The sequence below is a fragment of the Flavonifractor sp. An9 genome (assembly GCF_002161245.1).
GTDB lineage: Bacteria > Bacillota > Clostridia > Oscillospirales > Oscillospiraceae > Flavonifractor > Flavonifractor avicola.
Genome location: NZ_NFHC01000005.1, coordinates 115,290 through 128,378, shown reverse-complemented (window position 1 = coordinate 128,378; position 13,089 = coordinate 115,290). Strand labels below are relative to the sequence as shown.

At 57.6% G+C, this 13,089-nt stretch carries 14 protein-coding genes; 5 read left to right on the top strand and 9 right to left on the bottom strand.

All coding sequences use genetic code 11. The features are described from left to right. The first annotated feature begins 18 nt into the window (after positions 1-18). The 4 genes from B5G40_RS05535 (at position 19) to B5G40_RS05520 (ending at position 2,467) form a co-directional block, all read left to right on the top strand. Entirely contained in the window at positions 19-528 is a 510-nt protein-coding gene (locus B5G40_RS05535) for a Gx transporter family protein (protein ID WP_087266757.1), read from the top strand. Positions 529-614: 86 nt separating this feature from the next. Beyond that, positions 615-1,010: a cytidine deaminase gene (cdd, locus tag B5G40_RS05530; RefSeq protein ID WP_087266760.1), complete on the top strand. Its 396-nt coding sequence runs from the start codon at positions 615-617 to the stop codon at positions 1,008-1,010. After that, on the top strand, positions 1,010-2,170 hold the full coding sequence (locus B5G40_RS05525) for a DUF362 domain-containing protein (protein ID WP_242959253.1): 1,161 nt from the start codon (positions 1,010-1,012) through the stop codon (positions 2,168-2,170). Before cdd ends, B5G40_RS05525 begins: the two co-directional genes overlap by 1 nt. Before the next feature lie 87 nt (positions 2,171-2,257). Next, positions 2,258-2,467: a DUF378 domain-containing protein gene (locus tag B5G40_RS05520; RefSeq protein WP_087187755.1), complete on the top strand. Its 210-nt coding sequence runs from the start codon at positions 2,258-2,260 to the stop codon at positions 2,465-2,467. 56 nt (positions 2,468-2,523) lie between these two features. Here the strand turns inward: B5G40_RS05520 and B5G40_RS05515 are convergent, their stop codons facing one another. From B5G40_RS05515 to B5G40_RS05485, 7 genes are all read right to left on the bottom strand, one after another. Then, the gene (locus B5G40_RS05515; RefSeq protein WP_087399005.1) at positions 2,524-3,654 is read right to left on the bottom strand and encodes a S41 family peptidase; all 1,131 of its coding nucleotides are present in this window, start codon (positions 3,652-3,654) and stop codon (positions 2,524-2,526) included. Between the two features lie 81 nt (positions 3,655-3,735). Beyond that, positions 3,736-4,998, bottom strand: a complete 1,263-nt coding sequence (locus B5G40_RS05510; RefSeq protein WP_242959251.1) for a murein hydrolase activator EnvC family protein — start codon at positions 4,996-4,998, stop codon at positions 3,736-3,738. A 39-nt stretch (positions 4,999-5,037) separates the two neighbouring features. Next, complete coding sequence (locus B5G40_RS05505; protein ID WP_087399004.1) at positions 5,038-6,270, bottom strand: murein hydrolase activator EnvC family protein; 1,233 nt, start codon at positions 6,268-6,270, stop codon at positions 5,038-5,040. Positions 6,271-6,302: 32 nt separating this feature from the next. Next, entirely contained in the window at positions 6,303-7,193 is an 891-nt protein-coding gene (ftsX, locus tag B5G40_RS05500; protein ID WP_087399003.1) for a permease-like cell division protein FtsX, read from the bottom strand. Continuing rightward, a complete protein-coding gene (gene ftsE / locus B5G40_RS05495; protein ID WP_087187751.1) occupies positions 7,177-7,869 on the bottom strand; it encodes a cell division ATP-binding protein FtsE in 693 nt (230 codons plus the stop codon). The genes ftsX and ftsE overlap by 17 nt, the downstream gene beginning before the upstream one ends. 90 nt (positions 7,870-7,959) lie before the next feature. Beyond that, the gene (locus tag B5G40_RS05490) at positions 7,960-9,051 is read right to left on the bottom strand and encodes a PucR family transcriptional regulator (protein WP_087187750.1); all 1,092 of its coding nucleotides are present in this window, start codon (positions 9,049-9,051) and stop codon (positions 7,960-7,962) included. 231 nt (positions 9,052-9,282) lie between these two features. Beyond that, on the bottom strand, positions 9,283-9,996 hold the full coding sequence (locus tag B5G40_RS05485; protein WP_087399002.1) for a pseudouridine synthase: 714 nt from the start codon (positions 9,994-9,996) through the stop codon (positions 9,283-9,285). Between the two features lie 99 nt (positions 9,997-10,095). On the opposite strand from B5G40_RS05485, the gene B5G40_RS05480 reads away from it, so the two are divergent. Then, positions 10,096-10,569 carry a DUF4830 domain-containing protein gene (locus B5G40_RS05480; protein ID WP_087187748.1) on the top strand — a complete coding sequence of 158 codons (474 nt, stop codon included), beginning with the start codon at positions 10,096-10,098 and terminating at the stop codon, positions 10,567-10,569. Positions 10,570-10,684: 115 nt separating this feature from the next. Here the strand turns inward: B5G40_RS05480 and B5G40_RS05475 are convergent, their stop codons facing one another. Continuing rightward, complete coding sequence (locus tag B5G40_RS05475) at positions 10,685-11,545, bottom strand: mechanosensitive ion channel family protein (protein ID WP_087399001.1); 861 nt, start codon at positions 11,543-11,545, stop codon at positions 10,685-10,687. 313 nt (positions 11,546-11,858) lie between these two features. Then, complete coding sequence (tuf, locus tag B5G40_RS05470) at positions 11,859-13,061, bottom strand: elongation factor Tu (protein ID WP_087187746.1); 1,203 nt, start codon at positions 13,059-13,061, stop codon at positions 11,859-11,861. Between the last annotated feature and the right edge of the window lie 28 nt (positions 13,062-13,089).

Below are 13,089 nucleotides of genomic sequence, written 5' to 3'. Positions count from 1 at the left end.
CTGGAAGGAGGTTCGCCTGTGTCTGTTTCCCTCCGACGGCTTACCCGCTCGGCAGTCCTCACGGCCCTGGCCCTGGCTCTCTCCGTGGCGGAGGGCCTGGTCCCACTGACCATTCTTTTCCCCCTTCCCGGCCTGCGGCTTGGCCTGGCCAATCTGGTCACCGTGTACGCCCTGTGCCGTCTGTCCGGCCGGGAGGCTCTGCTGATTCTCATTGCCCGCTGTCTGCTGGGTTCCCTGCTGGGAGGCAACCTGATGGCACTGGCCTTCTCTCTCACCGGCGGCCTGCTGGCCCTTGGTGTCATGGCCCTGCTGCTGCGGCTGCCAGGCCTGTCCCTGTTCGGGGTGTCCATTGCCGGCGCTGCCGCTCACAATACCGGACAGATCCTGGCTGCTATGGTCGTGTTGGGCACTCCCGCTCCTCTGGTTTATCTGCCTCCCCTGCTTCTGTGCTCTCTGGTCACCGGAGCGGTCACCGGCGGAGTTTCCATTCTGCTGGTTCACCGGGTCCCCTTCCCCGGAAAGGTATGAATGGGAGTTGTCACACCTGAAAAAAGGTGGTAAAATGAGAACCCAATCTCATTTTACCACCTTTTTATTTGTCAGGAGGGATTGCTATGACCGACCGGGAACTGGTGGATCTGGCCTTTACCATGCTGGAACGCTCCTATGTCCCCTACTCTCATTTTCCTGTGGGCGCCGCCCTGCTGTGCGCCGACGGGACGGTATTCACCGGCTGTAATGTGGAAAACGCCGCCTACGGCTCCACCATCTGCGCCGAGCGCACCGCTCTGGTCAAGGCGGTGAGCGAGGGACACCGGGATGACTTTGTCCGGCTGGCTGTGGTGGGCAACTCTGCCGACTACTGCTGGCCCTGCGGTGCCTGCCGTCAGATGCTCTACGAATTTGCTCCCGACCTGACGGTGCTGGTGGGCCGCTCCGACCGGGACTTCGTTCGCCTGCCCCTCCATGAGCTGCTCCCCCACGGCTTCGGGCCCAAGTCTCTGGCGTGATGGGAAACCAGGTTTACGTCGTTTCCTGCACCGATTACGCCAAAGCGGAGACTGCGCTGCGGAAAACGGTGGAGCGGATGGGCGGAATTTCCCGGTTTGTCCAGCCGGGTGAGCGCATCCTACTGAAGGCCAATCTGCTCCGCCCCGTCCCGCCGGAGGCGGCGGTTTGCACCCACCCGGCGGTGATCGGCGCTATCGCCAAGCTGATCCGGGCGGCCGGGGGCACTGCCGTCATCGCAGACAGTCCCGGCGGCGCGCTTCAAAAGGAATCGGTACTCCGCAATCTGTACGAAAAGACCGGCGCGGCCCAGGCCGCTCAGGGGTCCGGGGGCGAGGTCTGCATGGACCCCTCCGCCCGTTTAGTAGAGCTGCCGGAGGGAAAGGTGCTCCGGCAGGCCGAAATCATCTCCCCCGCTCTGGACTGTGACGGCATCTTTGATCTGTGCAAAATGAAGACCCATGTCTTTATGGGCATGACCGGCGCGGTCAAAAACAGCTTCGGTCTCATCCCCGGCCTGACCAAGGTGGGGTTCCATGGCTCTCACCCGGATCAGGCCCAGTTTGCCCAGGTGCTGTTGGATCTCATTGGCTTTATGAAGCCCCGCCTCAGCGTCATGGACGCCGTTCTGGCCATGGAGGGGGAAGGTCCCGGCTCCTCCGGTACGCCCAGACAGGTAGGCCTGCTGCTGCTCTCTGATAATCCTCTGGCGCTGGATGTGATCGCCGGGGAGATCATGGGGCTGCCCCGAAACAGCAACCCCGTTTTGCTGGCAGCGGAGGCCCGGGGGCTGTCTCCCACCCGTTGGGAGGATGTGGAGCTGATCGGCGCCCGTCTGGATGACTTGCGCATCCCGGACTATAAATTTCCTGCCAACGTGCGGAGCAATCTGATGGAGTTTCTGGGGCCCCTCACCGGCGCCGCCGGGCGGCTGTGTAAGAGCCTGCTGTCCCAGACCCCCAGGGTACAGTCCAAGGTGTGCGTGGGGTGCGCCATCTGCAAAAACGCCTGTCCCGGCAAAGCCATCACCATGACCGGCCCCGACGGCACAGCCAAGATCCACCCCCGCTCCTGTATCCGCTGCTACTGCTGTCATGAGTTGTGCCCCCACAAGGCGGTAAAGCTGAAACGCAGCTGGCTGGGCAAGCTCTTAGGCAGCTAAATGGCGGCATTTAAATTTTTTGAATATTGCACACAAAACAGGATATGCTAACAGCGGTATCTCAATTTGGAGGAGGCAGCATATCCTATGTTCCTGGACAAGATCGCCCTGGTCCTTGCCATTATCGGCGGACTCAACTGGGGCAGCATCGGCATTTTTCAGTTTGACCTGGTAGGCTTTCTCTTCGGAGGACAGTCCAGCACCTTCAGCCGCGTGATCTTTACCCTGGTTGGTCTGGCGGCTATCTGGTGTATTTCTCTGCTCTTCCGGGACCTGCGGGACAAAGATCACACCTAAGCGCCATTTTAAAACGGGCCTTCCGCAACATCATGTTGCGGAAGGCCCGTTTCCTGTTAGTTTTGCTCCAGCAGGTCCAGAGCCGCCTCCAGCTGGGCATCTCCCTCATCGGTGAGATAGACCTCCCGATCCAGAGTCAAACCGGTCCCGATCAGCGACGTACCGCTGCCGGTAAAATAGGCCCCGGTAGAGATGGCCATAGCGCCGCCGTGGGGCAGGGCGAAGGTCTGCTGAGAATACCCCTTCCCGCTGGTGGGCTCGCCCACAATGACCGCCACTCCCTGCTCCTGGAGCTCGGCAGCAAAGAACTCAGCGGCAGAGTAGGTATTGGCATTGACCAGCACTGCCATGGGCAGATCCACACAGGCGGCATCCGACTGGGTAACCTCCTCATTGCCTGCCCGGTCCCTGCTGATGAAGATGGGTCCCTCGGGCAGCAGGAAGTCCAGCATTTCGGTCAGCTCACTGAGGTAACCACCGCCGTTGTTGCGCATATCAAATACCAGCGCCTCGACGCCCTCTTCCTGGAGACGGGTCACCTCTTCCTTCAATCGGTCAGCGCTGTGGTCATAGAAATTGGCCAGGGCAACATAGCCCACATTGCCCTCCAGCATCTTGGCTGTGACCGGATCGCTGTCCAGGCTGGCCCGAGTCACCTCCACCGTACGGGTCTCCCCGTCGGTTCCCAGAACCTCCAGGGTAACAGTTGTCCCCTCCTCGCCCTGGATACGCTCAGCACCCTCATAGCGGGCCTCGCCGGCCAGTGAGAAGCCGTCCACCGCGGTAATCACTTCACCGCTCTGGAGGCCGGCAGCCTCCGCAGGACCGCCTTCTGTTACCTCTACAATGGTCAGGCCATCTTCCGACTCATAGTTCACTGTAACACCGATGCCCACATACTGGTTGGTGCGGCGCTGGTTCTGTGCCTCATACTCCTCCTCTGTGAGGTAGTAGCTCCACCGGTCTCCCAGACCGTCCACCATACCGCTCAGGGCAGAATCCACCACCTGCGTCTCATCGTACTCTCCCACAAACCGGCTGTTGACCAAGTAGAGGCCCTCCAACAGGGACAGACCCTCCTTGCCAAAGATCCCATAGAAAACAGCCAGCAGCACCCCTGCCGTCAGGAGCATGGTGACCGGCAGCAGGATGATCAGATGGAGGGCGGAGAAGCGTTTGGTTCGCATACTGTATCATTTCCTTTCTGAACGTAATAAGCAAAGAAGGGCGGAGGGGTTGCCCCCTCCGCCCTCATGTACCATTCAATTTTACCACGGGGGAGTCAAATTCAGCGACGGGAATTTGCTCTCCGGATCCACCCGCGTATAGTTGTCCCGCACCTCAAAGTGGAGATGGTTGCCGGTAGAACTGCCGGTGGTACCCACATAGCCGATCACCTGCCCCTGGGTTACCATCTGGCCCTCGCTCACCGCACGGGAACTCATATGGGCATACAGGGTAGAGTTACCGTTGCCGTGGTCGATGACCACATAGTTGCCGTAGGAGTAGTGATAGGCAGAGGTGACCACCTGCCCGCTCTTGGCAGCCAGAATAGGCGTTCCACCCGACGCGGGGATATCAATTCCGGTGTGACTGTGGGCTACGCCGGTAATGGGATGAATACGATAACCAAACTGAGAGGACAGGCGGTAATATCCGGGCAGCGGCCACAGATAACCAGTCTCCGAGGAAATCACGATATTGTTCTGCTTCCGCTCCTCCTCCAGCTGCTTCTGTTTCCGGGCGATCTCTGCCTGGATCTCAGAAGCTGCGGCGCTCTCCGCATCCAGTTGGCGGTTAACCTCGGCTGTATCCGCGTTGATCTGATCCACAAGGGCCTGAGCCTCAGCCACCTTGGCCTGCTGTTCGGCCTTCTTGGCCTCCTGCTGTTCCTTGGCTGCCTGCTCCTCTGCCCGTGCACTCTCCAGCTCGCCCTGGACCCGCTCCAACTCCTCTCGGGTAGCAATCAGCTGGTCCATGACCTCATTGTCGTATGCCATGACCGCATCCACATCGGCAATGCGGTCCAGCAGGTCGGAAAAACTCTCGGCGTTGAAGAGGATAGACCAGTAGGACACTGTCCCCTGCTCCTCCATCATCCGCACCCGCTGGCAGAACAGGTCGTACTGTTCCGCCTCCCGAGCCTCCGCCTCCTTACGCTCCTCTTCCTTCTGGGCGATCTCTCCGTCATAGTAGGAGATCTGGGCGTCAATGTTGGCAATCTCAGCATTGATGGCATTGAGCTGCTCGGTCAGCAGCTGCCGCTTTTCCTGGGCAGCAGCCTGATCGGCCTCAAGATCAGCCAGCTGATCTTTCAGGGCATCCTGTTTGGCCTGACTCTCCTCCTGCTCCTTTTTCAGAGCATCGATCTCACTCTGGGTCACAGCTCCTGCGCTGCTGATAATCATGCTGACCATGGGCAGCAGCATCAGCAGCGCCAATACCGCTGCCAGGACGCCAACTACCACGCGCCGGGGTTCTACCTTCTTTGTGGAGTTTTTCTGATTGGTTTTCTTTCCGCTTTTTGCCACAATTTTTCTCCTTATCTGTCTGTGCCGTAGGTCTGTCGCTTACCAATTATAGGCCCGAATAAAGGAATTGGACAAGCCGGGGAAGCAGCCCTCCGGGTCCACTCGCCGACCGCCAACCCGCACCTCCAGATGCAGGTGATTGCCTTTGGAATTGCCCGTATTGCCCACATATCCAATGGTCTGCCCCTGGTTTACCAACTGTCCTTCGCTCACCGCCCGGGAACTCATATGAGCATACAGGCTGGTGGTTCCGTCTCCATGGTCGATGACCACAAAGTTACCGTAGGACCAGTTGGCGCCGGAGCCATACTCCGACATGATGACCTGCCCGCCCTTGGTGGCATAGATGGGGGTGCCTCCTGCCGCCGACACATCAATGCCGGTATGGCTGTGGGCCTGGCCGCTGATGGGATGAATGCGGTAGCCAAAGGCAGAGGTGAGGGTCAGACAGCTACTGGGCAGGGGCCACTGGTATCCCGAACCAGTAGGAGGCAGGGTCACATTCTGCTGTTTCCGCTCCTCCTCCAGCTGTTTCTGCTTTCGGGTGATCTCAGCCTGAATGCTGGCAGCGGCGGCATCCTCTGCCTCCAGCTGCCGGTTGACCTCGGCGGCATCCGCGTTGATCTGATCCAGCAGCTTCTGGGCTTCTGCCACCTTGGCCTGCTGCTCCGCCTTTTTCGCTTCCTGCTGGTCACGGGCCTCCTGCTCCTCGGCTCGGGCACTCTCCAGTTCTCCCTGGACCCGCTCCAGCTCCTGCCGGGTGGCGACAAGCTGGTCCATAATCTGGTTGTCATAGGCCATCACCGCGTCCACGTCAGCGATGCGATCCAGCAGATCAGAAAAGCTGTCGGCGTTGAAGAGGATGGACCAGTAGGACACCGTTCCCTGTTCCTCCATCATCCGTACCCGCTGGCAGAACAGGTCGTACTGCTCCGCCTCCCGAGCCTCCGCTTCTTTCCGCTCCACTTCTTTCTGGGCGATCTCTCCGTCATAGTAGGAGATCTGGGCATCGATGTTGGCAATCTCAGCGTTGATGGCGTCCAACTGCTGGGTCAGAATCTGCCGCTTCTGCTGTGCGGCGGCCTGGTCCTCTTTGATATCGGACAGCTGGTCTTTCAGCGCCGCTTGCTTGGCCTGACTCTCCTGCTGTTCCTTTTTCAGCGCGTCGATCTCGCTCTGAGTCACCGCCCCCACCTGGGTGGCAGCCGATGTACACAATGCCAGAACCAGCACCCCGCACAAAAGCCCGAGTCTGGAATGTTTCCGTCTCATAAGGTCTCCTTATTCCGGATGACGCAGGCGGATCACACCTGCAGGAACTTGCGGATGGCCAACATGGAGCCCACCACACCGATAAGCAGGCCGGTAATCAGGAAGGCCCCAAACACCCACAGGGCCATGGGCTGGAACGGCAGCACCTTGATGAGGTCGATGGTGTCCGTACCGCCGATGGCACGACTGACCAGGGTATATACGCCCCACTGGAGGAAGAAGCCAACCACCGCGCCGGTGACGCCCAGGATCATGCCTTCAAAGACAAAGGGCCAGCGCACAAAGGCATTGGTGGCACCGCACATCTTCATGATGGCGATCTCCTCCCGCCGGTTAAAGGTGGCCAGCTTGATGGTATTGGAGATGATAAACAGGCTCACCAGCAGCAGAATAGCCACCAGGATCAGGGCCACACCGCCTGCAATATTGCGGATGACCGTAAAGCCCTCGGCGATCTCAGGGGCAGACTTGGTGGAGGCCACACCCGTCACCTGCTTTACCGCCGTCTCGGTCTCGGACAACTTGCTGATGTCCTCCAGATAGATGTGGAACCGGTCCCGGTATACGCTGGAGGGCAGGCCCTCAAAGAGGGGGTTGCCTTCGTAGTCAGCCTCAAATTCCTCCTGAGCCTCTTCCTTGGTGACAAACTCAGCCCGCGCCACATTGGACACAGCCTCAATATCATCCTGAAGGGCACGTGCCTCCTCCTGAGAAAGGGTCTCATCGATGTACGCAGTAAACTGGTTCTCCTGCTCCAGATCGGAGAAGTTGTGCTGGGCGTTTACCGCCACCAAAGAGAAGGAACCCATGATAAGCAGACAGCACACAATCATGCACACTGCCGCAAAGGACATAAATCCGTGGGTAAAAATACTATGAAAGCCCTCGGAAAACAGATAGCCAAAATTATATCGTTGTCTCATTGTTGTAATACCCGCCTGTCTCGTCGCTGATGATCCTGCCGTTTTCGATGGCCACCACTCGCTTGGAGAAGCGGTTGACCAGTTCCCGTTCGTGGGTGACCACCAGCACGGTGGTGCCCAGCTCGTTGATGCGCTCCAGCAGCATCATGATCTCCAGAGAGCGCATGGGGTCCAGGTTGCCGGTGGGCTCGTCGGCAATGATCATCTGGGGATTGTTCACCAGAGCCCGGGCGATGGCCACACGCTGCTGCTCACCGCCGGAGAGCTGGTCGGGGCGCTGATCTCCCTTCTCCAGCAGACCCACCAGATCCAGCACATAGGCCACCCGCTTGCGGATTTCCCGGGAAGAGGCACCCACCGCCTGCATGGCAAAGACCAGATTTTCCTTCACGGTTTTCTTGTCGATCAGGCGGAAGTCCTGGAAAATAACCCCCAGCGTGCGCCGCATATAGGGCACCTGCCGAGGCGTAATGTTGTTCAGGTTATAGCCGTTGACCATGAGCCGCCCGCCGGTGGGGGCGATCTCAGCGGTAATCAGCTTCAGAATGGTGGATTTACCGGAGCCGGAAGGACCCACCAAAAAGACGAATTCTCCGTCGTCAATGCGCAGATTGACCCCTTTCAGGGCCTTGGTCCCGTTGTCATAGGACTTTTGAATATCGATCAGACGTATCACGCTGTGTACCTCATTTACAGGATTGGGGACAAACTCACGTGCCGCAGAAGACGCCGGCCACGGCGTCCTCTGCGGCTGATATGGTTTCTTTTAGTTGTCGATACCGCGGGAAATCAGATACTTCTTAACCATCAGAGCCACCTTGAAGGTGATGGCATCGTCAAACTCCCGCAGGTCCAGGCCGGTGAGCTTCTTGATCTTCTCCAGCCGGTATACCAGGGTATTCCGGTGGACGAAGAGCTTCCGGGCAGTCTCAGACACGTTCAGGTTGTTCTCAAAGAACTTGTTGATGGTGAACAGGGTCTCCTGATCCAGTGCGTCGATGGGATTCTTCTTAAAGACCTCCTGAAGGAACATCTCACACAGAGTGGTGGGCAGCTGGTAAATCAACCGGCCAATGCCCAGGTTCTCATAGTTGATGATGCTCTTCTCGGTGTCGAACACCCGGCCCACATCAATGGCAATACCGGCCTCCTTGTAGGCCCGGGCCAGTTCCCGAATATGGCCCACGATGGTGCCAATACCGATGACCACCCGGATATGGAGTTCCTCGTTGATCTTGTCCTCGATCTGCTTGGCGATCTTGTGCAGATCCCGGGTCTCAGCCCCATCATTGAGCTGCTTGATGAGGGCCACGTCGGTCTCGCTGATGGAGAGCACGAAATCCACCTGCTTGTCGGGGAACAGGGCGTGAACCACGTCAATGAGGGCCGGATCGGTGGTCTCCACCTGACGGATCAGGAAGACCGCCCGAGGCGCCTCGGAGACAAAGTGCAGCTCCTTGGCCCGAACATAGATATCACCCAAAAGGATATTGTCGGAAATAATATTCTTGACAAAGGTAGCCTTGTCGTGCTTCTCCTCATAATAGGTCTTGGCGCCGTTGAGGGCCACCGTAGCCATGGAACAAACCATAGTAGCCTCGGCATCCTCACCCTTGACAAAGACCGCATAGTCAAACTGGGACCCCCAGCCGGCCAGTGCCTTAAAGGTACGGCCCTCAAAGCGGACGGTGTCTCCCTCGCCCCGGTTTACCGCCTCAACTGCACCAGGCCAGTGTTCCCCAATACAGCTGAGTTCGTTGCAGGCCACAACCGTTCCCTCAGAATCGATCACGCCAATGGCCCGTTCGGTGCTGTCTTTCATCTGTAAGACAACGCTTTGGAAAATTCTGCTGGACATGGTTGTATGCCTCCTTATATTAATCCCCACTTTGGGATACTCTGTCTATTACACGCAACACACACGGGCTGAGTGCCCTATTTCCTCTTCAGACAGTTCTTGACGCAACTGTTCATTCAACAGTCACTATTATACCGGTTCTTTTTGCTCTTTTCAATAGCTTTTTCAAAGTTTTTTGGTGATATTGACTAAAAGACGCAAAAAATTTCCAACTCTGGGGAGAACCTCCGCTCATACTCCCGCTGTCAGACGCAATGCCGCCATCTCTTCCTCGGTCAGAGGTCTCAATTCTCCCCGCTTCAATGCAGGGTCCAGTTTCAGCGGGCCCATGGTGAGGCGTTTGAGGTAGCGCACCGGCTTGCCCCGGCTGGCCAGCATCCGCTTGATCTGGTGATATTTTCCTTCCCGCAGAGTGACGATGGCAGTATCAGGCTGCCCCAGCACCTCCAGGCCGGCAGGCATACACACCAGCCCGTCTCCCAAAGTCATCCCGGTGGAAAAAGCCTCTACATCCGTCTCATCCAACTGCCCTTCCACCTGGACAAAATAGGTCTTATCCACATGACGTCGGGGCGCCAGCAGCCGGTGGGCAAGCACACCGTCATTGGTAAGCAGCAGCAGGCCCTCGGTATCCTTGTCCAGCCGTCCTGCCGGAAACAGCCCCACCCGTTTTAGGTGGTCGGGCAGCAGTTCCAGTACCGTGGGCTGTTTGGGGTCCTCGGTGGCGGACACCAATCCAGCCGGCTTATGGAGCATGAGATAGACCATGCGCTCCCCGGAAACGGAAACACCGTCCACAGCAAATTCGGCGGCGGGATCCCATTTTTCCTCCGGAGAATGAACCGGGACACCATTTACCGTTACTCGACCAGCCCGCACCAGTTCCCGGACTTCCTTCCGGGACCACCGGCCCGTATTGGCCAAAATTTTATCCAGACGTTCCAATGACGTACCTCCTCATCAGCTTTCCCCTTTTCCGTCATAACCGGCACCATAGGCACATACTCTTTGAGTATCAGTACTTTGGGAAAGGGGCGTTGCGCTGTGTTTATTATTACCGCCAGGGTCCGTAAAGGGCCTATACTGGCTGTGGCCGCCGCTGCTGTGGTAGTCTGCGGGGTCCTGCTGACTGCGGCAGGTTTGGGCGGCCGGGATACGGCGGTCTCCGGCGTGGTCAGTCCCACCGGCGTCAAATCCAATGAGGATCGGATCGCATATCTGGAGAGCTATGGGTGGCAGGTCTCCCAAGAGCCCTCTGCTGTAGAGGAACTACTCATTCCGGAGTCCTTCGATGACAGCTACACCCAATACCTGGAGCTCCAATCCTCCCAGGGCTTCGATCTGACCGAATATTGCGGCAAGCGAGTTAAACGGTATACCTATGAAATCAGCAATTACCCTACGGGGGAAACCGGCATCCAGGCCGGACTGCTGATTTACAAGAATACCGTCATCGGCGGAGATGTACTTTCTCCTCAGTTGGGCGGGTTTATCCATGGGCTGGAGATGCCAGGCTAGATGAGGCAGCAGCTTAAAACCATCGGCACCCTACAAAAAATGGCCGCTTTCGCGGCCATTTTTTGTAGGCACATAGAGATGAAGCAAGCCACCCGCTGCTTACTCTCTTCCGCTGTCACTCACCCTGTTGTTGCTCCCGAATCAGATGCACATTCAAATGGTTGTAGGGAATTTCAATGCCCTGGGCGTCAAAGGCAGCTTTGACCTGTTCCAGCAGATCGTAGTACAGATCCCAATAATCTGCGGTAGCGCACCATACCCGGACACTGTACTCGATGCTGCTGTCCAGATAAGCCGACACCCGGACAAAGGGTTCCGGTGTAAACAGAGCCTTAGGATGGGCGCCGATGACTCTCTTGATGGCGGCAATCACCTTTTCTGGCGCATCGTCATAGGAGGTGGTAAACTTCAAGTCCACCCTCCGCTGCTCCGCCGTGGTATAGTTGATGATCTTTTCAGCGGAGATCTGGCCGTTGGGTACCGAAATCACCTTGTTGTCGATGGTACTCAGCTTGGTATAGGCCAGGCCCACTTCCTTTACCGTACCGCTGACGCCGCCGGCCTCCACATAATCCCCCGCTTTGAAGGGCTTGGACACCAGCACCTGAATGCCTCCCGCTAAATTGGACAAGGTCCCCTGAATGGCTAGGGATACGGCCAAACCGATCACGCCCAACACCGCCACCAGGCTGGTCATAGGCACGCCGATGTAGTCCAGCACGATGCACACGGTAATGAGCCACAGAATGACCCGCAGAGCGGCATGAATAAAGGTATGGAGGCTCTTCTCCATCTCCAGACGGAGGAAGGCCCGGTCGGTCAGACGGAGGATGACTTTCATGACCACCATGCAGCCCACAAAGAGCAGAATGATGGTAATGATCTTCTGCAGATTCAGGTCATTGAAAAAGCCGGTTACAGTCTGAATCGTCTCTTCGGCTTCTTCGGGAGAAATATTTGTGATATTGGTTAGCATGACATACTTCCTTTCTGCGGCTATTCTATCATAGCTTTTCCACACAGACAAGCCCCTCAAAAGATTGCCAAAAGAAAAGAGTCAGCGTTTCGCTGGCTCTCTTCTGAATGGAGCAAATGACTCCTCAATGTTGACAATAACGCTTTCCTTCGGGCGGACACCCTCCTAAAATGCAGAAGACCTGCCTTGCGGCAGGTCTTCTTGCAAAAGGAGAATTACTCCTCGATGTCGATAACAGCGCTTTTCCTTCGGGCGGACAGTCTCTTAAATGCAGAAGACCCGCCTTGCGGCAGGTCTTCTTGCAAAAGGAGAATTACTCCTCGATGTCGATAACAACGCCGGAACCCACGGTGCGGCCACCCTCACGGATAGCGAAACGCAGGCCCTTCTCGATGGCGATGGGGGTGATCAGCTCGACCTTCATGTCGACGTTATCGCCAGGCATACACATCTCGGTGCCCTCGGGCAGAGTGATGACGCCGGTCACGTCGGTGGTACGGAAGTAGAACTGAGGACGATAGTTGTTGAAGAAGGGGGTGTGACGGCCGCCCTCGTCCTTGCTCAGGACGTACACCTGGCCCACGAACTTGGTGTGGGGGTGAATGGAGCCGGGCTTACACAGAACCTGGCCACGCTCGATGTCGGTCTTGGCAACGCCGCGCAGCAGGGTGCCGATGTTGTCGCCAGCCTCAGCGTAGTCCAGCAGCTTGCGGAACATCTCGATGCCGGTGACGACGGTCTTCTTCTTCTCGTCGGTCAGGCCAACGATCTCGACTTCCTCGTTCATCTTGATGACGCCACGCTCCACACGGCCGGTAGCAACGGTACCACGGCCAGTGATGGTGAACACGTCCTCGACGGGCATCAGGAAGGGCAGGTCGTCGTTACGGGCGGGAGTGGGGATATAATCGTCGACAGCGTCCATCAGCTCCTTGATGCAGGCGAAGTCGGGATCGTCGGGGTTGCCGGACTCGCAGGTCAGAGCGTTCAGAGCGGAACCCTTGATGATGGGCAGATCGTCGCCGGGGAACTCGTACTTGGACAGGACCTCGCGGACCTCCATCTCCACCAGCTCCAGCAGCTCCTCGTCGTCAACCTGATCGCACTTGTTCAGGAAGACCACGATGGCGGGCACGCCCACCTGACGGGCCAGCAGGATGTGCTCACGGGTCTGAGCCATGGGGCCGTCGGTGGCGGCGATAACCAGGATAGCACCGTCCATCTGAGCAGCGCCGGTGATCATGTTCTTGATATAGTCGGCGTGGCCCGGGCAGTCAACGTGGGCATAGTGACGCTTGTCGGTCTCGTACTCCACGTGGGCAGTGTTGATGGTGATGCCGCGCTCGCGCTCCTCGGGAGCCTTATCGATGCTGGAGTAGTCCTCGTACTGGGCCTGACCCTTCAGAGCCAGATACTTGGTGATAGCAGCGGTCAGAGTGGTCTTGCCGTGGTCAACGTGGCCGATGGTGCCAATGTTGACATGGGGCTTGGTACGCTCAAATTTAGCCTTAGCCATTTTAAGTGTCCTCCTTAGTTACTCAAGT

Bases quoted from the DNA above. Each gene is read 5' to 3' on its own strand.
- ftsX (WP_087399003.1), bottom strand. From the start codon at position 7,193: ATGAGACAACGATATAATTTTGGCTATCTGTTTTCCGAGGGCTTTCAT.
- tuf (WP_087187746.1), bottom strand. From the start codon at position 13,061: ATGGCTAAGGCTAAATTTGAGCGTACCAAGCCCCATGTCAACATTGGC.
- cdd (WP_087266760.1), top strand. From the start codon at position 615: ATGACCGACCGGGAACTGGTGGATCTGGCCTTTACCATGCTGGAACGC.
- B5G40_RS05520 (WP_087187755.1), top strand. From the start codon at position 2,258: ATGTTCCTGGACAAGATCGCCCTGGTCCTTGCCATTATCGGCGGACTC.
- B5G40_RS05505 (WP_087399004.1), bottom strand. From the start codon at position 6,270: ATGAGACGGAAACATTCCAGACTCGGGCTTTTGTGCGGGGTGCTGGTT.
- B5G40_RS05475 (WP_087399001.1), bottom strand. From the start codon at position 11,545: ATGCTAACCAATATCACAAATATTTCTCCCGAAGAAGCCGAAGAGACG.
- B5G40_RS05515 (WP_087399005.1), bottom strand. From the start codon at position 3,654: ATGCGAACCAAACGCTTCTCCGCCCTCCATCTGATCATCCTGCTGCCG.
- B5G40_RS05525 (WP_242959253.1), top strand. From the start codon at position 1,010: ATGGGAAACCAGGTTTACGTCGTTTCCTGCACCGATTACGCCAAAGCG.
- B5G40_RS05490 (WP_087187750.1), bottom strand. From the start codon at position 9,051: ATGTCCAGCAGAATTTTCCAAAGCGTTGTCTTACAGATGAAAGACAGC.